The organism is Providencia xihuensis (genome assembly GCF_041953405.1).
In the GTDB taxonomy this organism is placed as follows: Bacteria; Pseudomonadota; Gammaproteobacteria; order Enterobacterales; family Enterobacteriaceae; genus Providencia; species Providencia vermicola.
On sequence record NZ_CP169565.1, the window covers coordinates 2,751,470 to 2,776,124 of the forward strand.

The 24,655-nt window shown below is 42.4% G+C and carries 29 protein-coding genes and 1 other annotated feature; of the genes, 13 read left to right on the top strand and 16 right to left on the bottom strand.

Annotated features, from left to right (window positions below):
- Position 1 precedes the first annotated feature (1 nt).
- The 12 genes from ACE2AL_RS12385 (at position 2) to ACE2AL_RS12440 (ending at position 10,760) form a co-directional block, all read left to right on the top strand.
- On the top strand, positions 2-913 hold the full coding sequence (locus tag ACE2AL_RS12385) for a baseplate J/gp47 family protein (RefSeq protein ID WP_375083546.1): 912 nt from the start codon (positions 2-4) through the stop codon (positions 911-913).
- Positions 906-1,517 (top strand): phage tail protein I, encoded by a 612-nt coding sequence (locus tag ACE2AL_RS12390; RefSeq protein WP_375083547.1) that lies wholly within the window; start codon positions 906-908, stop codon positions 1,515-1,517. Before ACE2AL_RS12385 ends, ACE2AL_RS12390 begins: the two co-directional genes overlap by 8 nt.
- Entirely contained in the window at positions 1,514-3,223 is a 1,710-nt protein-coding gene (locus tag ACE2AL_RS12395) for a phage tail protein (protein ID WP_375083548.1), read from the top strand. The genes ACE2AL_RS12390 and ACE2AL_RS12395 overlap by 4 nt, the downstream gene beginning before the upstream one ends.
- Positions 3,223-3,843 carry a tail fiber assembly protein gene (locus ACE2AL_RS12400; RefSeq protein WP_210833959.1) on the top strand — a complete coding sequence of 207 codons (621 nt, stop codon included), beginning with the start codon at positions 3,223-3,225 and terminating at the stop codon, positions 3,841-3,843. Before ACE2AL_RS12395 ends, ACE2AL_RS12400 begins: the two co-directional genes overlap by 1 nt.
- 123 nt (positions 3,844-3,966) lie before the next feature.
- Positions 3,967-5,139 (top strand): phage tail sheath protein, encoded by a 1,173-nt coding sequence (locus ACE2AL_RS12405; RefSeq protein ID WP_187710288.1) that lies wholly within the window; start codon positions 3,967-3,969, stop codon positions 5,137-5,139.
- Positions 5,140-5,141: 2 nt separating this feature from the next.
- Positions 5,142-5,657 carry a phage major tail tube protein gene (locus tag ACE2AL_RS12410; RefSeq protein WP_036962042.1) on the top strand — a complete coding sequence of 172 codons (516 nt, stop codon included), beginning with the start codon at positions 5,142-5,144 and terminating at the stop codon, positions 5,655-5,657.
- A 9-nt stretch (positions 5,658-5,666) separates the two neighbouring features.
- The gene (locus ACE2AL_RS12415; RefSeq protein WP_036962040.1) at positions 5,667-5,975 is read left to right on the top strand and encodes a phage tail assembly protein; all 309 of its coding nucleotides are present in this window, start codon (positions 5,667-5,669) and stop codon (positions 5,973-5,975) included.
- A gap of 14 nt (positions 5,976-5,989) precedes the next feature.
- Entirely contained in the window at positions 5,990-6,109 is a 120-nt protein-coding gene (locus ACE2AL_RS12420) for a GpE family phage tail protein (RefSeq protein WP_036962273.1), read from the top strand.
- On the top strand, positions 6,102-8,927 hold the full coding sequence (locus ACE2AL_RS12425) for a phage tail tape measure protein (protein ID WP_375083549.1): 2,826 nt from the start codon (positions 6,102-6,104) through the stop codon (positions 8,925-8,927). The genes ACE2AL_RS12420 and ACE2AL_RS12425 overlap by 8 nt, the downstream gene beginning before the upstream one ends.
- Before the next feature lie 2 nt (positions 8,928-8,929).
- Positions 8,930-9,376, top strand: a complete 447-nt coding sequence (locus tag ACE2AL_RS12430) for a phage tail protein (RefSeq protein ID WP_102140831.1) — start codon at positions 8,930-8,932, stop codon at positions 9,374-9,376.
- Positions 9,373-10,470: a phage late control D family protein gene (locus tag ACE2AL_RS12435; protein WP_036962031.1), complete on the top strand. Its 1,098-nt coding sequence runs from the start codon at positions 9,373-9,375 to the stop codon at positions 10,468-10,470. The genes ACE2AL_RS12430 and ACE2AL_RS12435 overlap by 4 nt, the downstream gene beginning before the upstream one ends.
- A 71-nt stretch (positions 10,471-10,541) precedes the next feature.
- Complete coding sequence (locus ACE2AL_RS12440) at positions 10,542-10,760, top strand: ogr/Delta-like zinc finger family protein (RefSeq protein ID WP_349488949.1); 219 nt, start codon at positions 10,542-10,544, stop codon at positions 10,758-10,760.
- Between the two features lie 47 nt (positions 10,761-10,807).
- On the opposite strand, the gene ACE2AL_RS12445 is transcribed toward ACE2AL_RS12440, so the two are convergent.
- From ACE2AL_RS12445 to fos, 15 genes are all read right to left on the bottom strand, one after another.
- Positions 10,808-11,458 carry a DCL family protein gene (locus ACE2AL_RS12445; protein WP_036962021.1) on the bottom strand — a complete coding sequence of 217 codons (651 nt, stop codon included), beginning with the start codon at positions 11,456-11,458 and terminating at the stop codon, positions 10,808-10,810.
- Positions 11,459-11,674: 216 nt separating this feature from the next.
- A complete protein-coding gene (gene ihfA, locus ACE2AL_RS12450) occupies positions 11,675-11,971 on the bottom strand; it encodes an integration host factor subunit alpha (protein ID WP_206084012.1) in 297 nt (98 codons plus the stop codon).
- Positions 11,972-11,975: 4 nt separating this feature from the next.
- Positions 11,976-14,363, bottom strand: coding sequence for a phenylalanine--tRNA ligase subunit beta (gene pheT, locus ACE2AL_RS12455; RefSeq protein ID WP_206084011.1), 2,388 nt, complete (start codon positions 14,361-14,363; stop codon positions 11,976-11,978).
- A 14-nt stretch (positions 14,364-14,377) separates the two neighbouring features.
- Complete coding sequence (gene pheS, locus ACE2AL_RS12460; protein ID WP_048606990.1) at positions 14,378-15,361, bottom strand: phenylalanine--tRNA ligase subunit alpha; 984 nt, start codon at positions 15,359-15,361, stop codon at positions 14,378-14,380.
- Positions 15,362-15,484: 123 nt separating this feature from the next.
- Positions 15,485-15,612: a sequence feature (Phe leader region), on the bottom strand.
- Positions 15,562-15,606 carry a pheST operon leader peptide PheM gene (gene pheM, locus ACE2AL_RS12465; RefSeq protein WP_206084394.1) on the bottom strand — a complete coding sequence of 15 codons (45 nt, stop codon included), beginning with the start codon at positions 15,604-15,606 and terminating at the stop codon, positions 15,562-15,564. (Overlaps the previous feature by 45 nt.)
- A gap of 88 nt (positions 15,613-15,700) precedes the next feature.
- A complete protein-coding gene (gene rplT / locus ACE2AL_RS12470; RefSeq protein WP_004263714.1) occupies positions 15,701-16,057 on the bottom strand; it encodes a 50S ribosomal protein L20 in 357 nt (118 codons plus the stop codon).
- Positions 16,058-16,102: 45 nt separating this feature from the next.
- On the bottom strand, positions 16,103-16,300 hold the full coding sequence (gene rpmI, locus ACE2AL_RS12475; protein ID WP_004263702.1) for a 50S ribosomal protein L35: 198 nt from the start codon (positions 16,298-16,300) through the stop codon (positions 16,103-16,105).
- 95 nt (positions 16,301-16,395) lie between these two features.
- The gene (infC, locus tag ACE2AL_RS12480) at positions 16,396-16,935 is read right to left on the bottom strand and encodes a translation initiation factor IF-3 (protein WP_206084392.1); all 540 of its coding nucleotides are present in this window, start codon (positions 16,933-16,935) and stop codon (positions 16,396-16,398) included.
- A gap of 370 nt (positions 16,936-17,305) precedes the next feature.
- Entirely contained in the window at positions 17,306-17,845 is a 540-nt protein-coding gene (infC, locus tag ACE2AL_RS12485) for a translation initiation factor IF-3 (RefSeq protein ID WP_206084385.1), read from the bottom strand.
- A 3-nt stretch (positions 17,846-17,848) separates the two neighbouring features.
- Positions 17,849-19,777: a threonine--tRNA ligase gene (thrS, locus tag ACE2AL_RS12490; RefSeq protein WP_206084009.1), complete on the bottom strand. Its 1,929-nt coding sequence runs from the start codon at positions 19,775-19,777 to the stop codon at positions 17,849-17,851.
- A gap of 258 nt (positions 19,778-20,035) precedes the next feature.
- Positions 20,036-20,623: a hypothetical protein gene (locus ACE2AL_RS12495; protein WP_375083550.1), complete on the bottom strand. Its 588-nt coding sequence runs from the start codon at positions 20,621-20,623 to the stop codon at positions 20,036-20,038.
- A 68-nt stretch (positions 20,624-20,691) separates the two neighbouring features.
- Positions 20,692-21,141 (bottom strand): isoprenylcysteine carboxylmethyltransferase family protein, encoded by a 450-nt coding sequence (locus ACE2AL_RS12500; RefSeq protein WP_206084007.1) that lies wholly within the window; start codon positions 21,139-21,141, stop codon positions 20,692-20,694.
- Between the two features lie 100 nt (positions 21,142-21,241).
- Positions 21,242-21,640: a hypothetical protein gene (locus tag ACE2AL_RS12505; RefSeq protein ID WP_272538615.1), complete on the bottom strand. Its 399-nt coding sequence runs from the start codon at positions 21,638-21,640 to the stop codon at positions 21,242-21,244.
- 149 nt (positions 21,641-21,789) lie between these two features.
- Positions 21,790-22,299, bottom strand: a complete 510-nt coding sequence (locus ACE2AL_RS12510; RefSeq protein ID WP_206084005.1) for a GNAT family N-acetyltransferase — start codon at positions 22,297-22,299, stop codon at positions 21,790-21,792.
- A 17-nt stretch (positions 22,300-22,316) separates the two neighbouring features.
- Positions 22,317-22,730 carry a fosfomycin resistance glutathione transferase gene (fos, locus tag ACE2AL_RS12515; RefSeq protein WP_206084004.1) on the bottom strand — a complete coding sequence of 138 codons (414 nt, stop codon included), beginning with the start codon at positions 22,728-22,730 and terminating at the stop codon, positions 22,317-22,319.
- A 462-nt stretch (positions 22,731-23,192) separates the two neighbouring features.
- On the opposite strand from fos, the gene ACE2AL_RS12520 reads away from it, so the two are divergent.
- A complete protein-coding gene (locus tag ACE2AL_RS12520) occupies positions 23,193-23,897 on the top strand; it encodes a MarC family NAAT transporter (RefSeq protein ID WP_206084003.1) in 705 nt (234 codons plus the stop codon).
- Here the strand turns inward: ACE2AL_RS12520 and ACE2AL_RS12525 are convergent.
- On the bottom strand, positions 23,891-24,550 hold the full coding sequence (locus tag ACE2AL_RS12525; RefSeq protein WP_206084002.1) for a transglycosylase SLT domain-containing protein: 660 nt from the start codon (positions 24,548-24,550) through the stop codon (positions 23,891-23,893). The two genes, ACE2AL_RS12520 and ACE2AL_RS12525, sit on opposite strands and share 7 nt — an antisense overlap.
- Positions 24,551-24,655: the final 105 nt, after the last annotated feature.

Below are 24,655 nucleotides of genomic sequence, written 5' to 3' on the forward strand. Positions count from 1 at the left end.
GATGGCAGCCAGTATTGATTTAAGTTTATTACCGGCACCGGATGTGGTCGAAACGTTAGATTATGAGGTGCTCTTTGCCGAACGCAGAGCCGCGTTAATTGGTGCGATGCCAGAAGAACAGCGGGAAGCCATCGCCCGTACATTGGAATTAGAATCTGAGCCGCTCACTAAATTATTACAAGAAAATTGCTACCGTGAATTAATTTTACGTCAGCGCGTCAATGAAGCAGCTCGCGCAAGCATGGTGGCCTTTGCCACCGGTACCGACCTTGACCAACTCGCGGCCAATAACAACGTGAAACGCTTGATACTTTCGGAGGGTGATGAAAGCGCCATCCCACCGATAGCACCGGTGTATGAGTCAGATTCCAATTTACGCATGCGTATACCGGCCGCTTTCGAAGCGTTAAGCGTAGCTGGCCCGATTGGCAGTTATGAATATCACGCTCGCAGCGCTGATGGTCGGGTTTCTGACGCTTCTGTGATTAGCCCATTACCAGCTCACGTCACGGTCACCGTTTTATCTCGTGAGGGGAACGGCAGCGCACCGGCTGATTTAATCGAAAAAGTTGATATGGCGTTAAACGATGAGGACGTTAGGCCGGTAGCTGACCGTGTCACTGTGCAATCAGCCAAGATTATCAATTATGAAATCGACGCGGTGATTTACTGTTATCCCTCGCCTGAATATGAGCCGATCATGGCAGCGGCAGAAGAACAAGTGAGACGTTATACGACACAGCAACACCGGCTAGGCCGTGACATTGTACTCAGTGCCATTTATGCCGCTTTGCATGTGCAAGGTGTGCAGCGTGTGGAGCTGAAAAAACCGGTTGCAGATATCAAATTGGATAAAACACAGGCCAGCTTCTGCACACAAATTAATGTGGCACTAGGGGGTTCGGATGAATAGCCGGTTATTGCCTGTCGGCTCATCACCGTTAGAGCTTGCGGCGGCAGAATCACTGGCTCAGATTGAGCGCGTGCCTATTCCTATTCGTGAACTTTGGAACCCTGATAAATGCCCCGTGCATTTGCTGCCGTATTTGGCATGGGCGTTTAGTGTTGACCGATGGGATAAAAACTGGACGGAAAAAGCCAAACGGGATGCTGTTAAAGCCGCGATGTTTATTCATAAACACAAGGGCACCATTGGTGCATTGCGCCGTGTGGTTGAGCCGTTGGGCTATTTAATCCGTGTGATTGAATGGTGGAAAACTAATGAAACTGCCGGCACATTTCGCCTAGATATTGGGGTACTGGAAACCGGTATTACAGAGGAAATGTATCAAGAGTTAGAAGCGTTAATTTTTGATGCAAAACCGGCGAGCCGTCATTTAGTCGGGCTCACCATTCAACTAGAAACCCGCGGTGAATTTTATTGCGCGGCATCCAGTTACACCGGTGACTCATTGACTGTTTATGCGTATACACCGCCTTTAATTTCGATTTCTGGCCTTGATGTTCAAGGTGCGGCTATTCACTTAATTGATGAAATGAGGATTAATCCACAATGAAATACTTTGCCTTACTCACAAAATTAGGTGAGAACTTATTAGCCCAAGCGACAGCGCTAGGCACAAAACTTGAATTAACACACATGGCAGTTGGCGATGGCGGCGGGAGTTTGCCAACGCCGGATACCAATCAAACTAAATTAATTGCTGAAAAACGCAGAGCCGCCATTAACACATTGTTTATTGATGATAAAAATAAAAATCAAATCATTGCTGAACAAATTATTCCTGAACAGGATGGAGGTTGGTGGATACGTGAGATTGGCTTATTTGATAAAGCCGGTAATTTAATTGCGGTAGCAAACTGCCCCGAAACGTACAAGCCACAATTAGCGGAGGGGTCAGGCCGCACGCAATCTATTCGTATAGTGTTAATTGTCAGCCACACTGAATCGGTCACATTAAAAATTGACCCATCAGTTGTGCTGGCAACTCGTGAGTATGTGAATACTGAAATCACCGTACTAGACAAAAAAATTGATGCACTATCAGCACAAACCAAGCTGGATTTAAATAAAAAATTCGACAAGGCGAACATTTCAAGCCAGAAAGGCAACGATAACGACAAGGTTCCTAGCCTGAATTTGTTTACGACTGAGATTGGTAAACTTGCCGCACTTGGGTACAGCTATTCAAAAATTGAATCAGACGGCAGATATCAACCTAAAGGGAATTACGCCCCTGCGGGTGACTATGCAACAAATGCAGCATTAAACAACGGGCTGAATGGGAAGTTTGATAAGGCGGGTGGTACTATAGCTGGTCATATTACCGCAGAGGGAAATATTCAATCAAACTCAGGCAAAGTGACAGCTAACTTAGCATCAGCCACAGGTATTCAGTTGGACGGCACTGGCAGTGTTGCAAAAATTCGAGGTCGTGCTCAAAGCGGTCTTTGGTATGACCATTTCTTACCTGAAAAAACAGGAACTTTCCAGCAAATAGGGGACTTTGGGCTTGGCGTCGCCAATTACCCTGCTTCGGGGGTAAGTGAGTTAAATGAAACTATGTTTCTTCAATACGGCTCAACTCTTACGGCGACAAGTGAAGGTTTTCCCGGTGCGGGTGGTGGCGTTCAAATTAGTTATCAAAACAATAAAAGAGCACAGCTATTTATTAATCGAAATCCACTCACGTTATCTTATCGATTTTCAGATGTTGCAGGAAAAGATACGGTCACGCCGTGGATTGATGTGCTTTCTACATCAAACACTATTGTTGATAGGAACGGAAATTTAAAGACAACGGGTACTACTGAGCTTAGCGATTACCCTATAGGGGCTCCTATCCCATGGCCTCAATCAACTGTACCCGCGGGCTATTTAGCACTGAATGGACAGACTTTTAATAAAACGACCTACCCACTCTTAGCTAAAGCTTACCCATCAGGGGTATTAGATGATATGCGCGCGGAGTTTATTCGAGGTCTCGACGCAGGTCGAGGAATTGATAGTGGGCGAGTCGCGTTATCAGCCCAAGGTGATGCAATGCGTAAGATAACTGGTGATAACCTCCGGGTTTGGGCTTCTGCTGATTCATCAAAACCAACAGGGGCTTTTAATGGAGCTACATCAAATAATGGAGCTCCGGGTTCAGGCTCAACGCCATTATATGAAATTACGTTCGATTCGGAACGTGTCGTCCCGACTGCCGCGGAAGTTCGTCCCCGCAATAAAGCCTTTTTATATATCGTGAGAGCAGCATAATGAAGAACTATAATTTAGATATTGAACAAGCCGAAATTGGCGAAAATGGTTTAGCAACAAAAGCAGGTTGGATTAAAGTCTATATCGCAGACCCACAAACGCGAGAATATTTAAACGCGAGCATGGAGAATATTTATTTTGATGTGAGTGTGTCGGCTGGCGCTTATATTGATGCGCCAGAATTACCGACAAAAACAGGTTTCGCGGTGGTGCGTAGTGAAGATGGTTCTAAATGGGAAATCGAGACAGATAACCGAGGTAAAACAGCGTACAGCACAGAAACCCGCCAATCGATTGAAATTGATTTTATTGGCGATTTGCCCGATACGCTAACTCTCTTAGAGCCGAAAACAGAATTTGATAAGTGGAACGGCAAAAAATGGGTAACAGATACTGAAGCTCAAAAAGCCGTATTTGTTGCACAGGCAGAACAAGAGAAATTGCAGCGATTAGATGAGGCGAATAGCACCATAACTTACTTGCAAGATGCAATCGAAGTCGGTCTTGATGATGACGATTACCAAGCAAAATTAATAGCGTGGAAAACATACCGTGTTTTGTTAAACCGTGTTGATACTTCACTCGCCCCAGATATTGATTGGCCTGAAAAACCCGAATAACATTAATCTATTCAGAGCCCCAATCAACGGGGCTTTGTTTCATCCTTCACACAACGCCCATTCCGTGCATTTGCATTAACACCAACCCAAAATTGAGCTATTGCAAAATAGAGGACGCTAGTAATGGCTCAAGATTATCACCACGGCGTGCGAGTGATTGAACTCAATGAAGGCACGCGACCTATTCGCACCATCAACACCGCTATTGTCGGAATGGTGTGTACTGCTGATGATGCAGACACAAAAGCCTTTCCACTCAACACCCCCGTTTTAATCACTGACGTTAAAAATGCCGCGGGTAAAGCCGGCGAAACTGGCACGCTTGCACGCTCACTGGATGCTATCGGTAACCAATCAAAACCAGTTACCGTGGTTGTGCGTGTTGAGCAAGGCGAAAGCGAAGCAGAAACCACATCCAATATTATTGGTGGCACCACGCCCGATGGCCGTAAAACCGGCTTGCAGGCATTAACCGTGGCGCAAGGTCGTTTAGGTGTTAAACCTCGCATTCTAGCCGTGCCGGCTCACGATACACAGGCGGTTTCATCAACGCTCGCCGGTATCGCACAAAAAATGCGTGCCATGGCTTATATTAGCGCCTATGGCAGTAAAACTATTTCAGATGCCATTGATTACCGTAAAAACTTTAATCAACGTGAATTAATGTTGATTTGGCCTGAATTCCAAAGTTGGGACACCGTCACGAATGCAGAAAGTAATATCTACGCCACCGCGTGTGCCTTGGGTTTACGTGCCAAAATTGATAATGAAATTGGCTGGCATAAAACCTTGTCTAACGTGGGCGTTAATGGGGTAACCGGTATTTCTGCTGATGTGTCATGGGATTTACAAGACCCTGCCACCGATGCCGGCTTACTTAACGAAAACGATATCACCACGCTAATTCGCAATAACGGCTTCAAGTTTTGGGGCTCCCGTACTTGCTCAGATGATCCGTTGTTTGCCTTTGAGTCCTACACACGCACCGCGCAGGTGTTATCCGACACCATCGCCGAGGGGCTAGACTGGTCCATTGACGGCACGCTCAATCCCTCACTGGCTCGTGACATTATCGAAAGTATCAATGCAAAACTGCGCAGCATGACAACGCAAGGCTATTTGTTAGGCGGTGAATGTTGGTTCGATCCAGACGTTAACACCAAAGAAGAGCTGAAAAGCGGCAAGTTATACATTGATTATGACTATACAGCCGTACCCCCACTGGAAAACTTACTGTTACGTCAGCGTATTACCGACCGCTATTTATTGGATTTTGGCTCAAAAATTAAGGGGTAATCATGGCCTTACCACGCAAACTTAAAGATTTAAATTTATTCAATGAGGGTGAAAGTTATATGGGGCGTATTGAAGAAATCACGCTACCGAAAATCACTCGTAAATTTGAAACCTATCGCGGCGGCGGAATGAATGGCGGCGTCAAAATTGATATGGGGTTAGAAGATGATGCACTCTCTGCCGAATTAACATTCGGGGGCTTAGAAGCCCAGCTTTATAAGCAATGGGGGATCACTCAAATTGATGGCGTGATGTTGCGCCTCAATTGTGCTTATCAACGCCAAGATACCAAAGAATACACCGCTGTTGAGGTCGTGTTACGTGGTCGATTCAGTGAAATTGACTCCGGTAATGGCAAGGCTGGTGAAAATACCCAAGTCAAAGCGCCTTTTAATGCCACGTATTACAAACTCATTTGGGATGGTGAAACACTCATTGAGATTGATTTACTCAATATGATTGAAAAAGTTGATGGTGTTGACCGCTTAGAAGAACAACGCGCCGCATTAGGTTTATAGGAAAAGTAAATGACTGAACCCGTAGAAAAAAATCAAATCACCGTCACGCTAGATGAACCCATCACGCGTGGAACAACCACAGTGACAGAGATTGTGGTACGTAAACCCAATTCTGGCGCATTGCGTGGTGTTCGTTTAGCCGCACTGATGGAAATGGATGTGGATTCGGCGATGTTGGTATTACCCCGCGTCACCGCACCGGCATTGACGAAACCCGAATTAATCATGATGAACCCTGCGGATATGCTGAATTTAACCAAAGAGCTTGTGCTTTTTTTGTTACCGAAGTCGGTGACTATGGATTTCCAGAACGATTAACCGTGAATGATTTAGTGGCAGATATTGCCACTATTTTTCACTGGTCACCGGCTGTCACCGATGAATTTTCCCTAACTGAATTATTAGAATGGCGTTATCACGCCCTTAAACGTAGCGGTGTAGAAGATGAGTAAAGATTTACGTTTACAGGTGATTTTAAGCGCCGTCGATAAATTCACGAAACCGTTTAAGAGCGCCCAAGCGTCGAATAAAAAATTGGCGGAAACCCTCCGCCAATCTAAACAACAACTCAAAGAGCTCAACAACCAAGCCAAGCAAATTGACGGGTTTAAGAAAACCAAGCAATCCCTTGATAGTGCTAGTCAAGCGTATCAACAGGCTACCGCCAAAGTTAGCCGGCTCGCACGTGAATTATCCACCGTTCAAAATCCCACGAGGGCCCAATCACGGGAGCTTGACCGCGCAAAAGCGGCTGCCGCAAAACTCAAAGCTGAAACCGGCACACTGAGTGCCTCATTGCAGCGCCAACGGGAAGCGTTAAAAGGTAGTGGGATTTCAACGCGACAATTGAGCCAAGCGCAAGTCAGATTAAATAGCGATATTGCCAGCACAAGCCGTCGATTACAGCAACAAGAGCAGCAACTAAAGCGGGTAGCTAATCAAGAAAAACGCATGTCAGCGGCAAAAAATAGCTATCAAAATACCATGGGCGTGCGTAATAAAATGGCCGGTAGCGGCGCGGGTATGCTTGCATCCGGTGTGGGGTTAGGTTATGCGGCTAAAAAAGTCTTAGTACCAGGCTATGATTTTGAAATCGGCATGTCGAAAGTGCAAGCCTTAACCCGCCTTGATAAAAATTCCGACGACTACAAGATGTTAAGGGAGCAAGCGAGAGACCTTGGGGCGACAACCGCATTCACCGCTAATGAAGTTGCACAAGGCCAAGCGTTCTATGCCATGGCTGGTTTTAAGCCAGAGCAAATTAAGAATGCCATGTCCGGTACTTTATCCATGTCATTGGCCGGTGATATCGACTTGGCCACCACGGCTGATATTGGTTCAAACATTTTGACCGGCTTTAAGCTGAATTCTAATGAAATGAACCGTGTCAGTGATGCACTTGTCGCCACGTTTACGCGGTCTAACACCAATCTCACTATGCTTGGCGACACGATGAAATATGTTGCGCCGGTTGCTTCGGGGCTCGGTGTCGATTTAGAAACCGCAGCCGTTGCCGCCGGTAAACTCGGTGATGCAGGTATTCAAGGCAGTATGGCCGGTACAGGCTTACGCTCTATTTTAGGGCGCTTGGCAGAGCCGCCGAAAATGGCTGGTGAAGCCCTTGATAAATTGAAAATTAAAACCCGTGATGCCAAAGGTAATTTGCGCCAATTTACCGACATACTCGCCGAGCTAGACAAAAAAACCAAAAAAATGGGTACGGCAGAACGTGCCGGACTGTTTAAACATATTGCCGGTGAAGAGGCATTTTCTGCTCTCTCAGTATTGGTTGACCAAGCTGGCTCCGGTCAGTTGCAGGCCATGATTGCCGAAATCAAAGCTGCTAAAGGGGAAGCGGAAAAAGTCGCCAAAACCATGACGGACAACCTTGATGGCGACTTAAAAAACTTAACCTCGGCTTATGAAGATGTGGGGATACAAGTTTTTGGCGGTGCGGATAGTCCTTTGCGGGAGATCACTAAACGAGTCACAGACCTCATTTCGAAGTTTGGCCAATGGGCAAAGAAAAATCCTGAACTGGTCAAACAAATCACAATGATCACATTGGGGTTAGGTGCCGTGCTGGCCGTTGGTGGCGGTATCACATTGATGATTGCGGCATTAATTGGGCCACTCGCCATGGCAAAATTAAGCCTGTCCGTTTTAGGTATCAAAGGCAGTGGTTTTCTCTCATTACTGATTAAGCCTATTAAGTTAATTGGAACGGCATTTATGATGCTAGGTCGTGCGCTATTAGCTAACCCGATTATCTTATTTATCGCAGGGATCGCTGGCGCGGCTTACCTGATTTATAAATATTGGGATAAAATCGTACCTTTCGTGAAAAATTTATGGGAGGGAGTTAAGAATATATTTTCCGCTACATGGGTATGGATCAAATCTTTTCTTATGAAGTGGACAATTGTCGGTATCATTGCTCCTCATTGGGATAAAATCACCAACTATGCCAATGTCGTTTGGGATGCAGTCAAACAAACGTTTTCTCAATTTTGGGAATGGGCCAAATATTTTATTTTGAATTGGACAACACCAGGGCTGATATACCAACATTGGGATAGTATTGTTGCTATTACGTTAAGCATGTGGACTACTATCAAGAAAACCATATCTGACAAATGGGATCAGATTGTCGCGGATGTTAAAGGCTTACCGGAACGCTTTAAACAAATTGGCGGTGAGATCATTGATAGCTTGAAAAACGGCATTCTGGAAAAATGGGAATCACTGAAAGCCCAATTTGCCGAACTCAAGCAAATGGCCACGAATATTCTGCCCGATTGGATGCTTTCGGATGAAACCAAAACTGTCCGCGCCATGTCACAAGTGACCGTTATTCAAGCCGGTATGAAAAGTGCAGGCATGTTCGACAATGGCGGATTTATTCCACGTGGACAATTCGGCATTGCGGGGGAATATGGACCCGAGCTTGTTAATGGGCCAGCTCATATCACTAGCCGGAGAAAAACCGCTGCACTGGCTGCGGCAGCATTAACCATCGGCTCTATGACAGCGACAGCAAAACCCATCCATCCTTATGCTTTACCCGCAAATAGCTATCAATCCGCGCCAACAACCATAAATCAAAGCAATCACGCGGCAAATACTGCGCCGGTCACTATCAATGTTTACCCATTACCGAACCAGTCAGCAAACGATATTGCAAGAGAAGTCGCTAGACAATTAGAGCAAAACCAACGGCGTGAACAGGCAAGACGACTGAGTCGGTATCAAGACAGCGAGGACGATTAATTATGGCAATGGCAGCACTAGGCTTGTTTGTCTTTCAATTAAATACAACGCCTTACCAGATGATGCAAATTAACCAAAAATACCGTTATGGCGTGAATAATCGTGTCGGCAAACGTCCCGCAGTTCAATTTATCGGCCTTGATAATGACGATATCACATTAAGTGGCTCATTATTTCCGTCACTGACTGGCGGCAGGCTGTCATTGCTGGTATTGGAGCAAATGGCAGAAACGGGAAAAGCATGGTCGCTGATCGATGGCTCAGGCACCATTTACGGTATGTTTGTGATTGAAGAAATCACCCAATCGAAAAGTATTTTTTTTGATGATGGCTCTGCCAGAAAAATTGATTTTACGCTGAAATTAAAACGCACGGATGAATCACTGTCTCAAATGTTTGGCGATCTAGGTCAGCAGCTCAATGATATTCGCGGAGCCTTACCGCTATGAGTTTTTTAACCAAAGATGAACTAACCCCTGCATTTGCGCTTGCGGCCGGTGGTGAAAATATTAATAGTCTAATTCAGGGGCGTTTAATGTCATTAACCATGACGGACAATCGCGGCTTTGAAGCTGATCAGTTAGATATTGAATTGGATGATAGCGACGGACAACTCGCCTTACCCAAGCGAGGTGAAACCCTGTCATTGCATCTTGGTTGGAAAAACGAACCGCTGATCTACAAGGGGACGTTTACCGTTGATGAGGTTGAACATAGCGGCGTGCCAGATAAGCTCACGATCCGTGGTCGTAGTGCGGACTTCCGCGACACTTTAAACGTCAAGCGTGAGCAGTCTTACCATCAAAAATCGTTGGGCGATATTGTCCGCACCTTGGCGGAACGCAATAAGTTAAAGGCGGTTATTGATGAAAAATTAGATAAAATTAAACTCGCTCATATCGACCAAACCAACGAATCGGACGGCTCATTTCTCACACGAGTGGCGAAATCCGAGGGGGCAATTGTTGCGGTTAAAAACGGAAACTTACTGTTTATGAAACAAGGTCAAGGGCTCACCGCAACTGGCCAACCGATTCAAACTATGCACATTACTCGATCAGTCGGTGACGGCCACCGCTTTTCACTGGCTGACCGTGGCGCATACACCGGTGTTATTGCTAACTGGCTTGACACACGTGAGCCGAAAAAGAAAAAAGCAGTGACGGTAAAGCGTAAGCGAAAAAGCAAACAACCTACAAAACCCGCCGAACCGAAAGAAAAACAAGGGGAATATTTAGCCGGCGAACAAGGAAATGTTCTCACGCTTTCTCATACCTACGCCACGAAAGAAAATGCCGCCCGAGCCGCAAAAGCCAATTGGGAAAAAATCCAACGTGGTGTTGCGTCATTTTCGATTCAACTCGCGGTTGGTCGTGCAGATCTCTACCCTGAAATGCCTGTCACCGTCAGCGGATTTAAACCCGAAATTGATAACGCGGACTGGATATTAACGCGAGTCGTTCATTCACTGAATGACAGTGGTTTTACAACCGCATTAGAGTTAGAGGTGAAAATTTCGGATTTAGATATAGCTGACGAATAATTTTTTAGACTGTATAAAAACACATGATATAATTTGCATAACATCAACATCATGACAAAGGATACATAATCATGATGAATTGTCCTGAATGCGGTCACGCTGCACACACTCGTAGTTCCTATCAAGTCTCACCCGAAACCAAAGAACGTTATAACCAGTGCCAAAATATTAATTGTGGTTGCACATTTGTCAGTCACGAATCAGTGACCAAAATTGTTGTTAAACCTGCACATATTAATGTTGTTGAGCCGCATCCGAACAAATACCAGCAAAAAACGCTTTCGCTATAAAATTAGCCCCTATGAACAAGGGGCTTTTATGATTTAAATAATATCAATTATGATTTTCTACTTAAGTTAGCTTTAGCGCTTAGAAGTTTCAATTGTGCGTTCTCTTGATGATATTGCACCCACTTTTCTTTTAAACGTGAATCACTAATAACTCCCCTTTGGTCATAATCATCAGAGTTTGGATTTTTTAGTTCTATGGAGTCAATATTTTGTTCAACTAGCTCTAAAAAGCTTAAGAATAGTTGGTCAAATGAGGGGGTTATATATGCCACATGGCTGTTTTCAAAATTTAATGGAATATGCAATATTGGACAATATACTGTTTCTTTAAGATTATCTTTTTTAAAGGCAACAATGGCTTCCTTAACTGCTCTCCTAAATGCATAAGATACAATAGTTTTTTGAGATGCAGGCTTAACACAGTGAACCCAACTAATGTCAGTAGATTTACCATCCTGACGGTGTATATAAAGGCATTTGTTATTATGAAAATCTTTTTCTACTGTGATACTTGCTATGCCACACCCAATTTTTTCTTCATATTCGCTATGTAATTTAAACAATTCTGAGAAAAAAATTTCATCTTCCTCAGTGAGTTTCTGGCCAAATTGATATAAAGAAATTCTCCTCCTGATTTCCTCTATAGCAGACTTTTTAGTTTTAAATTGATAATCCCCGAAAATTATAGGTTTAGCCATGATACTTTCCTATTTGACTGTATTCAGATGCATTATTACATATGGTAATAGAATAAATGTGAAGCCCCTATTAATGAAGGGGCTAGTGCTAAAGATGGGCTACATGTGGATGTAATGTGGATGGTGCTTTATAAATCCATTTATAAAACAATTATTTACACAAAAAACAAAGACCGCCTAGGCGGTCTTTTTCTATACCAAATTGAATTGATATGATTACTCTTTTGGCGTTGCTTTTTCCACGCGGCTTTTTAATTTTTGGCCTGGGCGGAAGGTAACAACACGTCGTGCAGTAATTGGAATATCTTCCCCAGTTTTTGGGTTACGTCCGGGACGTTGATTTTTATCACGTAAATCAAAGTTACCGAATCCAGATAATTTTACTTGCTCACCGTTTTCTAAAGAAAGGCGAACCTCTTCAAAGAAGGTTTCGACTAGTTCTTTAGCATCACGTTTGCTAACACCCAATTTTTCAAACACATTTTCTGACATTTCAGCTTTAGTAAGCGCCATAGGTTTAGTCCCTCAAGGAGGCTTGGAATCGCTGTTTTAACGCAGCAACACACAGATCAACGGTAGCGGTAATCTCTTCTTCTTCCATCGTACGCTGGGTATCTTGGAAGACGAGACTGATAGCAAGGCTCTTATAACCCTCCGCTATCCCTTCACCACAATACACATCAAACAAGTTTATGCCAACTATATGATTTATGCCAACTTTTTTACACTCTGCTAAAACTTCTGCAGCAGCTACATTTTCTGGCACGACCACAGCGATGTCACGGCGGTTCGATGGATAGCGTGAAATCGCCTTAGCTTCAGGGATGACACGTTGTGCTATCGCATCACTACGAACCTCAAACACCACCGTACGACCATTTAAATCGAGTTTACGTTCTAATTCTGGGTGAACAACACCAATAAAGCCAATATGTTCATTTTCCAGATAAATCCCAGCACTTTGGCCTGGATGTAACGCAGGATGTGCCTCAGATTTAAATGTAATTTGATTTAGTTTCCCAGTCAATTCAAAAACAGCTTCAAGATCACCTTTTAAATCAAAGAAGTCAACAACTTGTTTATCTAATGACCAATGTTCTTCAAATCTATTGCCCGTGATCACACCTGCAAGCATAGGTTCTTGGCGAATTCCATATTCTGCTTGATTATCAGGAATAAAGCGCAGACCCGTTTCAAATAAACGAATTCGGTTCTGCTGACGATTTTGATTATAGACAACCGTCCCCAATAAGCCAGTCCACAGCGACAAACGCATCGCTGACATATCCGCTGAAATTGGGTTTGGTAACAGTAATGCTTCTTGTGCTGGGTGCAATAAAGCCTGAACTTTCGGATCAACAAAGCTATACGTAATCGCTTCTTGATAGCCACGGTCTACTAACATCGCTTTAAGGCGTTTTAATGGCAAATTGGCTTCTTTATGATTCGTCATAATGAGGTCAGCACGTAATGGCACATCAGGAATACTGTTGTAACCATAAACACGTGCAACTTCCTCGACTAAATCTTCTTCAATTTGCATATCGAAGCGCCAGCTCGGAGCAACAACATCCCATGTATTTTCCGAAGCAGTCACTTTGCATCCTAAGCGAGTTAAAATATCGGTGACTAAATTGTCCTCAATAAAATGACCAATTAAACGGTCTAATTTATGACGAGTCAGTTTAATATTTGCCGCTTTTGGTAAATACTGTTCGCTAGTGACATCGATGATCTCACCCACTTCACCACCACAAATATCTACAATCAACGCTGTTGCACGTTCAATCGCTTTGAATTGCAGTTCTGGGTCTACACCACGCTCAAAGCGGTGTGATGCATCAGTATGTAAGCCATAGTTACGAGCACGGCCAGTAATCGACAGTGGATTAAAGAATGCGCATTCTAATAGGATATTTTTCGTTTCTGTGTTCACACCTGAGTGCTCACCACCGAAAATACCCGCAATACCCAGTGCTTTAGACTCATCCGCAATCACTAGTGTGTCTGATTTTAGCGTAGCTTCATTACCATCAAGCAGAACCAGTTTTTCACCATCTTTCGCCATACGCGCAACGATAGCACCGTCTAAACGGTCTAAATCGTAGGCGTGTTGTGGTTGCCCCATTTCCAGTAAGACATAGTTGGTGATATCAACAACTGCATCAATAGAACGAACACCACCACGGCGCAGTTTCTCTTTCATCCATAACGGCGTTGGTGCAGAAACATCGATATTTTTAATTACACGGCCCACAAAACGCGGACAGGCTTCTGGCGCTTCAACACGAATTGGGAAAGTGTCTTCCGTGGTCACTGGAACTACATTAATTGTAGGTTCTGTTAATTCTAATTTATTGATAACCGCCACATCACGTGCAACCCCTAAAATGCTTAGGCAATCTGCACGATTTGGTGTAATGCTGATTTCAATCGCATTATCATCCAATTTTAAATATTCACGGATATCGGTACCAATGGTTGCATCGAGTGGTAATTCAATGATGCCACTGTGGTCATCTGAAATACCCAGCTCTGAATACGAGCACAACATCCCTTCAGATGGCTCACCACGTAATTTAGCGGCTTTAATTTTAAAGTCACCAGGTAATACTGCGCCGACTGTTGCTACTGCAACTTTTAAGCCTTGGCGGCAGTTCGGGGCACCACAAACAATATCTAATAAACGCTCACCACCCACGTTGACTTTTGTCACGCGCAGTTTGTCTGCATTTGGGTGTTGACCACATTCAACCACTTCACCAACAACAACGCCGTGAAATTGACCAGCTACACCTTCAACGCCATCAACTTCAAGGCCAGCCATAGTAATTTGGTCTGATAATGCTTCGCTACTGATCGCCGGGTTCACCCACTCGCGTAACCAGAGTTCACTGAATTTCATGAGATAAACCCGCCTTATTTAAACTGTTTGAGGAAACGAAGATCATTTTCGAAGAATGCACGCAGGTCAGAAACACCGTAACGTAACATTGTCAGACGTTCCATTCCCATACCGAATGCAAATCCAGAGTAAACTTCTGGATCAATACCCACATTGCGCAATACATTTGGGTGTACCATTCCGCAACCTAATACTTCTAGCCATTTGCCGTTTTTACCCATGACATCAACTTCTGCTGAAGGCTCAGTAAACGGGAAATAAGATGGACGGAAGCGCACTTGAACTTCTTCTTCAAAGAAATTATTCAAGAAATCATGCAGTGTACCTTTTAAGTTGGTAAAGCTAATGTCTTTATCAACTATCAAACCTTCTGTTTGGTGAAACATTGGCGTGTGTGTTTGGTCGTAGTCATTACGATAGACGCGACCAGGCGCAATAATACGAATTGGTGGCTGCTGCCCATTCATAGTACGAATTTGCACACCAGAGGTCTGGGTGCGTAGCAGACGTTTTGCATCAAACCAAAACGTATCGTGATCCGCACGTGCTGGGTGATGGGCAGGAATATTTAATGCATCAAAGTTATGATAATCATCTTCGATTTCAGGGCCAGTTTCTACAGAGAAACCTAACTCGCCAAAAAACTCTTCAATTCGCTGAATTGTGCGGGTAACAGGATGTAACCCACCATTTTCCATACGACGCCCAGGTAGTGACACATCAACTTTTTCAGATGCGAGGCGCGCATTAAGGATCTCAGCTTGCATCGCATCCTTACGGGCGTTCAGTGCATCTTGAACCTGTACTTTGGCTTCATTTATCACAGCCCCTGCTGCTGGACGTTCATCAGCAGGCAGATCACGCAACGTTTTCATCTGGAGTGTGAAATGGCCGCTTTTGCCTAAAAATTCAACACGCACTGACTCCAACGTAGCAACATCTTGGGCCTGTTCAATGGCTGCTTTTGCCTGTGCAACCAACTCAGCGAGATGTGGCATTGTTTCCCCTTTATGACCACTTGGTCTTTTTGCTAGTTATTCACTAAATTTATTAAGCTTCACATTCCATTACATAATGGATGAGTACTTAACTGATTTTACTGCATTTAATCTTAAACTAAAAACAAAAAAGCCTCCCTAAGGAGGCTTTAGCGTAACTTTTCGTTTCTTCTTTATTTACGCGAAAAAGCCCCCGAACCTCAGGTGCTAAAGTAAAAAAAGAAACGAAAAATAACAGTGTGCATGTGATATCTTTCCAATAAAATTGTATTTTAAAGTAGTAACATAAATAGCTATAAATGAAAAGAGGAAGTTACCTTCCCCTTTTCAAGCAAACAATTAAGCTAAAGCGCCTTTCGCTTTTTCAACTAAAGCAGTGAATGCTGCTTTATCGAAAACTGCGATGTCTGCTAAAATCTTACGGTCGATTTCAATTGAAGCTTTTTTCAAGCCATTGATGAAACGGCTGTAAGACAGACCGTTCTGACGAGCCGCTGCGTTGATACGCGCGATCCACAGTTGACGGAACTGACGTTTACGTTGACGGCGGTCACGGTAAGCATATTGACCAGCTTTGATTACCGCTTGAAACGCTACGCGGTAAACACGTGAACGTGCACCATAGTAACCTTTCGCCTGTTTCAGAATTTTTTTGTGACGTGCACGTGCGATTACACCACGTTTTGCGCGAGCCATAGCTATCTCCTATCGTCTTTTATCTTAATTAACTAAATTGTCTACTTATGCGTACGGCAGGCAAGCAACTACCAGACCCAGATCGCCTTTAGATACCATTCCTTTCGGACGTAAATGGCGTTTACGCTTAGTTGACTTTTTAGTCAGGATATGACGAAGGTTTGCATGCTTACGCTTAAAGCCACCGCCTGCAGTTTTTTTAAAGCGCTTTGCTGCGCCACGTACAGTTTTAATCTTTGGCATTTCTTTAATTTCCAACTTCGCATTGTGATTAACTACGAATTAATTAGGCGAATAACAACCATATTGCTATGGATGCGTATTACTTGCAGGCCTAATTATTTCTTCTTCGGTCCCAGCACCATGATCATCTGACGACCTTCAATTCTTGAAGGGAAAGATTCCACAGATGCCAGTTCTTCAAGATCAGCTTTGATGCGGTTAAGCATTTCCAGACCAATCTGTTGGTGAGCCATTTCACGACCACGAAAACGTAGCGTGACTTTTGCTTTATCACCATCTTCCAGAAAGCGAATCAGGTTGCGTAGTTTGACCTGATAATCACCTTCATCTGTACCAGGGCGGAATTTAATTTCCTTCACCTGAACAACTTTTTGTTTCTTTTTCTGCTCTTTTTGAGACTTGCTCTTCTCATAAAGGAATTTGCCGTAGTCCATGATACGACAAACTGGCGGCTCAGCATTTGGACTGATTTCAACGAGGTCTACACCTGCTTCTTCAGCTTTTTCAAGCGCTTCACGCGCGCTCATAATGCCTAACTGTTCACCGTCTAAACCTGTTAAACGGACCTCAGGAACACGGATTTCATCGTTAATACGATTTGGACGTGCTGTTGGGATTCTTTTTCCGCCTTTAATACTTCATTCCTCCAACTGGGTAAAGAGATTTGCATATTCTCTCAAGCAAATACACCCGTTATGTTGTTAAAACTTAACGTGTATACGATATTCTTTGTTTGTCTTGGCTCTATAAGCCGTCGACAATATGATTCGACCGCGGATTTTAATGCTTATTGTCCGATTACTCAAGTAAATCTTGAAATAAATCACGCTAACATATTTGAAAACTTAGCTTTTGCGTAAGATTTTTAATCTTAGGAGGGTCGAGAGTACCAGTTTTATACTCGAAAAAACGCTACGAGCATGCGAAAAATCGCCTCATATTACTAAAAAATACGTTAAACAGCGTTCAAATGAACGCTGTTTAACTATTACCATACTGGCTTAATTATTTTTTCTTTGGTGCCAATACCATGATCATCTGGCGTCCTTCAATTCTTGAAGGGAATGATTCCACTGATGCCAGTTCATCCAGATCAGTTTTGATGCGATTAAGCACTTCCAAACCAATCTGTTGGTGTGCCATTTCACGACCACGAAAACGTAGCGTAACTTTAGCTTTGTCACCATCTTCCAAAAAGCGAATCAAACTACGCAGTTTAACTTGGTAGTCACCTTCGTCTGTTCCTGGACGGAATTTAATTTCCTTCACTTGAACAACTTTTTGTTTTTTCTTTTGTTCTTTCTGAGACTTACTCTTCTCATAAAGATATTTACCGTAGTCCATAATACGGCAAACTGGCGGCTCAGCATTTGGGCTGATTTCGACTAAGTCGACACCCGCTTCTTCTGCTTTAAAGAGTGCTTCACGCACGCTCATGACACCAAGTTGCTCACCGTCTAAACCAGTGACACGGATTTCGGTTGCACGGATCTCTTCGTTGATACGATTAGGACGTGCTGTTGGGAGTTTTTTTCCGCCTTTAATACCTTATTCCTCCATCTGATTGAGTTGACGACTGCGGATCTCTTTTAGCAGTTCAGTCGTGAATTCGTTGACATCAATGCTGCCTAAATCTTTACCACGACGGGTACGTACGGCAACTTTACCTGACTCAACTTCTTTATCACCACAGACTAACATGTAAGGGACACGACGCAGTGTGTGTTCGCGGATCTTAAAGCCGATTTTCTCGTTACGTAAGTCCGCTTTCGCACGAATGCCAACACTTTGCAGCTTGCTTACTAATTCTTGAACATAGTCGGCTTGACCGTCCGTAATGTTCATAACAACCACTTGTTGTGGTGCTAACCATGTAGGGAAGAAACCTGCATACTCTTCAGTTAAAATCCCGATGAAGCGTTCTAATGAACCCAACACTGCACGGTGGATCATAACAGGAACAATGCGCTCATTGTTCTCACCCACATAGGAAGCTGTTAAACGACCTGGTAAGAAAAAGTCTAGCTGAACAGTACCGCATTGCCATGCACGGTCAAGGCAGTCGTACAGTGTAAACTCAATTTTCGGGCCGTAGAATGCACCTTCACCTGGCTGGTATTCAAATTCAATACCTTTTGATTTCAGTGCATTCGCTAAATCTTCCTCTGCCTTATCCCACATCTCATCAGTTCCGATGCGTTTTTCAGGACGAGTTGACAGCTTAACGACGATTTTTTCGAAACCGAACGTAGCATAAACGTCATAAATCATTTCAATACAGCTGGTCACTTCACTTAAGATTTGCTCTTCAGTACAGAAGATATGCGCGTCGTCTTGCGTAAAGCCACGTACACGCATTAAACCGTGCAGTGCGCCTGATGGCTCATTGCGGTGACAGCTACCAAATTCTGCCATGCGCAGTGGTAAATCACGGTAAGATTTTAAACCTTGGTTGAAAATCTGTACGTGACCTGGGCAGTTCATTGGCTTAACACAATATTCACGGTTTTCAGACGAGGTTGTGAACATCGCATCTTTGTAGTTTTCCCAGTGGCCTGTTTTTTCCCACAGTACACGGTCCATCATAAATGGGCCTTTAACTTCCTGATAGTTATATGCTTTCAGTTTTGTACGTACGAAAGTTTCCAGTTCACGGAAAATTGTCCAACCATCGTTATGCCAGAATGCCATACCTGGCGCTTCTTCTTGCATATGGTATAAGTCTAGTTGTTTACCAATTTTACGGTGGTCACGTTTAGCCGCTTCTTCTAAACGTAATAAATAAGCCGCTAATTGCTTTTTATCAGCCCATGCTGTGCCGTAAATACGTTGCAGCATTTTGTTGTCGCTATTGCCGCGCCAGTAGGCACCAGCCACTTTTTGTAATTTAAAGTGGTGGCAAAAACGCATATTAGGAACGTGCGGGCCACGGCACATATCCACATATTCTTCGTGATGATATAAACCTGGGCGGTCATCTTGGCTAATGTTTTGGTCCAAGATTTCGACTTTATAGTCTTCGCCGCGAGCGACAAACGTTTCGCGAGCTTCAGCCCAAGAAACTCGTTTTTTCACCACGTCATAATCTGTTTTGGCAAGCTCAAGCATACGCTTTTCAAGCTTTTCCAAATCTTCCTGCGTCAGCATGTGGTCTAAATCGATATCATAGTAAAAACCATTATCGATAGTTGGACCGATAGCCATTTTAGTGTTTGGCCATAATTGTTTGATTGCATGACCCAATAAGTGGGCACAAGAGTGACGAATAATTTCGAGTCCGTCATCATCTTTACTCGTAATAATGGACACGTTTGCATCATGTTCAATCATTTCACATGCATCAACACGCTCACCATTAATACGGCCAGCAATACATGCTTTAGCTAAACCCGCGCCAATATCGCGAGCAACATCCATCACAGAAACAGGATGGTCAAACTGACGCTGACTTCCATCAGGAAGAGTAATAACAGGCATTAAAAAATCCTTATCAGCAGTGGTGACCCACACGCCAGATCACTTGCTTGATTATTCCAAAGTTTATAAATCAATACGTTACTAACGATTTCTCGCTTCACTGTGCGAGATATGTACACAATTATAGATAATTTAAGACAACATAAATTGATACATCGCTAGTTACTCAACTATCAATGATAACACAGACATATTTTATGGCGATAGCGCAAAGCCGTTTATTGTGCCTCAATATATGAAGAATCAACACCTTCCCGATTAAATGGCGAATAAACTCTCCAAGGCAGGAATTCGTTTTCCTTTTTTCATGAATGAAAGGCGATACCAATGCGATCCACTAGGCGCGACTAATTCTTCAGTAATAATCTTATTTTGTTTCATCGCAATGAAGTTTTGGATGGTATTCCATAACGAATACAAAATATATGCTTCAAACATTAAAGCTAATACCTGCACATAAATATTATTCACAAAATAGATTTGCTGAAAAATATACACACAGAAAAAAGCTTGAATAAGCCCTCTTAAAATAAGTGCTTTACTAAAGAATGATTGACCTTGCTGTAAAATTGCAAAACAAGGGTTCGCTAAAGACTGTCTTTTTTCCTCAACAGGAATACCTTGGATATAAATTATCCAATCAGATACATCACTATTTTTTAAAACAATCCCCTTTTCTTTCATTGCATGGATTTTAAAAGAAACGACTACAGCCCATACCACCCCGATAGCCAGTAAGTATACAATAAACCCACTAACTGAAAAAAAAACCAAAAAAAGACTTATCACAATCAAACACGCTAACTTTGCAGAATTAATCCAAAGTGGCGCAACTTGGTAGTTCATTGAAATTCCTGATTATCATAAAAAACAATGATCCATCATAATTGAGAAAGCGTCTCATTAATATTAATTTATAACCAACGTCGAGTCTGTTTGCGATAACGTTCCCATTCTTCACTGAATGTGACAGATAAAAAACGTTCTTCTTGCGGGATGGTGTATAAATCTGTCATTAGCCAGAAGACTAATCCAGAAACCAAAAAGTAAGGTGAGTGTGTAAAAAATGCCAACGCTAAGCTCATGGAAGTAAACGCTAAATACATTGGATTTCGAGATAGTCGATAGGGGCCATTAGTGACAAGGTGCGTTGCTTGAACACTTGGATTTGGCGAGGTCTTATGTTTATAAAAATAAAATAAACTCGTCGCGACCCAGCTAGCACTTTCAAAAGCAACTAAAATGCCAAGTATTCCCATCCAACCTGAAAATTGCCAAATTAATGCATCCTGTTTGAATAGAAAATAAATGGCCACACCATTTGCGATTAGCCAGTTTAACAATGGATATTTTAAAATTCTCATTATGCTACCTTAAACTCTAAATGAGGTTAATTAGCATACCATAAAACAGCGAGGAAACTTTGTGGTGTCTATTGTGAAGTGGAATAATGGACTCAAAAAATTAATTACTGTGCCCTAATGAGAACACACTTTTTAAGCCTTCTAATTTGCTGTATTCCTGTTGGCATACTAAATTACGGACATCTGCAGGCATTGAGTCTATCCTCACCTGTATATTGGCTAATTGCTCATCTAGGCTATTCATACCTTTTATATCCACAATATCCTGATTCACTTTCAGATAGTTAGCGAAACTCTGTAAGTTATTTTCCAAACTATCACAAACATTATTACTGACAAGTCCTTGAGGCAATACAGAACTTAATGATGCAGGGATTACTTGTGACAAACTAGGATAAATGTTTTCTTTCCATTGCTGGGGAAAAACAATGAGCATTATTGCGATAGCTAAAATAAATAACATTGATGCCCCAGCAAACGTCGCTATCAGCTTTTTCATACTCATTCCTACTGTTCAAAATAACTTGAACATAGGATATACAATTGTGCGTAAAGCAATTTTTAAAATTAAAAATACTTTGTAAAGAAAACTCTAGCGACTTTCGGCTATTTAAAGAAACATCATCATTGGAATTTATTCAGTGTGCTTTAAACCAGCAACTTATAAAAAAATGTCGTCCCTTCAAATCGACCTTGTGAATTAACCACAAAATTTGGAATTTCACCAACCTCTTTATACCCTTGTTTTCGGTATAAAACAGATGCAACATCCTGACTACGAGTATCTAATACTAATAATGTACGATTATTTTTCAGTGCTATTTTCTCAACAACATTAAGTAATTGAGTCGCAATTCCTTGTTGGCGAAATTGACTATGAACCATTAATTTTTCAACATCCGCACGGTGTAGCCCATTAGCCTTTAGGCATAACGCAATTTGTACGGCGCCCACAATTTTATCATCATTAATACATGCTATAAGAAAGCGTTTTTGTTGCACTAAATCTGGCTTTATTTGCTGCCAATAACCCGAGGCTTCATCAATAGATAAAGGGGCGAGAAAGCCCACAGAAGCACCATGTTCTACACTATCAATTAATAACGAAGCAAGCTGCTGTTCATAGTTATCAAGTGAAGTAATTGTAACGATTTCCATATTCACCTCATTATTGATTAATAAAATTCCATACCGTCATAAGGTGAACTCTGGCAACTTTTTAAGCGTTGAGTTAAATCACCTACATGCAACTCTAATTTGTGCCCATCTGGATCGAGAAAATAAAAAGAATCCCCTTCACTCTTATTTTCCTTCCACACCACAACTTCGTTCTCTTTTAGCTTATTGACGAGTAGAGCGAAATTGCTCTCTGATATGGAAAATGCATAGTGAGTGTAATCTGTTTCACTCGGCGCTAAGTGTTGGCGTGATATATCGACAGACAAGCACAACCATAAATCACCACAAGAAATATACGCCCCATGTTTCCACTTAGCGTGTAGTTTCATCCCTAATAACGATTGATAAAAATAAATGCTTCTTATTATGTCACTCACGGCCAAGGTTAAATGATTAATCCCATTTAGTATATTATCTCTCTCTTTTTATATACTTTAAAAATATCTTTTAATGAATTTACATAAATTATCAGTACATCACATTGCAGAAGGTATACTCAATAACATATCGACATTAGATAACCTGTTAATAGATGCCCTTGACCTTTTTATGACCCCCGTAAGAAGGTTTTTTTTTGCCTATCAAAATTGCATACTTTTAGCACAAGCAGCTATCCAATTGTAAGTTAAGTATTTATCTTGGTTATTCACAAACGAATGCGGCAGTTATCCACAGTAAATGTGAACAACTTCAACCTCCCCCTGATTCTTTATAGTAAGCACTTATTCTGAATATTCATTGCATTAGTTCCTATTCAATAATAAAACATTAACCTAATTAAAGATGCTAAGATACAGATCTATAACAATTTACGTTATTATTTAGGATAAGTTAAATTACTTACACTTATCAGGAGATTGAATTTAATTACTATGACAAATTTCCTAGAACTCTTTCAAGCTGTTGGTATTGGCCTTGTTTTGCTTCTCCCCCTTGCTAATCCATTAACAGCAATTGCAGTTATGCTCAGCATCTCAGCAAACATGACCAAAGAGCAACGCAACCACCAAGCTTTTCTCGCCTCAATTTATGTTTTTGCCATCATGACCATTGCTTTTTATGCGGGTCAACTTGTGATGAATACATTTGGTATATCAATACCAGGTTTACGTATTGCTGGTGGGTTAATTGTTGCTTTTATTGGTTTTGGGATGTTATTTCCTAATAGTGATCCATCAGATGATTCACCGACAACCCCATTAGATGACCCCAGTGTTCCCAAAAAACGCCAAGAATCCCCCAATATTGCCTTTGTTCCCTTGGCTATGCCAAGTACAGCGGGGCCTGGTACCATTGCGATGATCATCAGTTCAACTGCGTCGCTGCAAGGAAACGTAACCTTTGCGCCTTGGGTGCTTAAAGTCGCCCCCGTCATTACCTTTCTTTTAGCCAGTTTAATTGTGTGGATTGGTTTGCGAGGGGCAACGTCAATTATGAGATGGTTAGGAAATAGTGGTATTGATGCGATTGCTCGCGTAATGGGTTTTTTATTAATTTGTATGGGAGTGCAATTTGTCATCAACGGGATTGTTGAAATTATCGCGCAGCTCCCACACTTACTCACAGAGTATCAATAAGACATCGCTAAAGCATTGTAGGCATTTTTCACTTTCCACAAATATCGTGGTGCCTGCGGTGCTGGGTGCTTAGATTGTACATGCTGATAAAATTCTTCAGGCGATAAATTATTAATCATCGCGATCGCCCGACCTTTATCATTATCAAAGGTTCTTAGTAATGCCCCAGCGCCATTGACGTATGCAACAACGGTTGCATAATACAACGTTTGCGGATGATTGATCCCAGCAAGGTGCTGATCCCTTAAAATTCGAATATAAGCTGTGCCGATATCGATATTTTTTTGCGGGTCTTTCAAATCATTGGAACTTGGTTCCCCTGATTTGCCTTGGAAACGATAAGCATCACGCCCTGCTGTCGAGGCTTTAATTTGCATAAGACCAATTGCATTTGATTTACTCACCACTTCTGGCCTAAAGTTTGATTCAACCTCAATGATTGCCCTAATAAGCGTTTCATCGACGCTATAACGGGAAGCAGAGTCACGAATAAATTCATCAAAAGGCGTACGTGGAAACGTGGTATTTTGTGCCGTTGTTGGCAGCGTATTACGATTGTCCAACATCCGCGTTTTTGTTGTTTGCCTATCAGGCTCGCTAGAGCAACCGGCAAGTAGCAGTAGCACAAAAGTACCGCTGATTATTTTTTTCACTGTTGTATCCTCTGCTATCAAAGCCACTGGGAGAATAACTAATCCCAAGAAAAATAAAATAATTTTTACTTAACTTTTACTTCAGGACGTGTTTTAGTCATACAA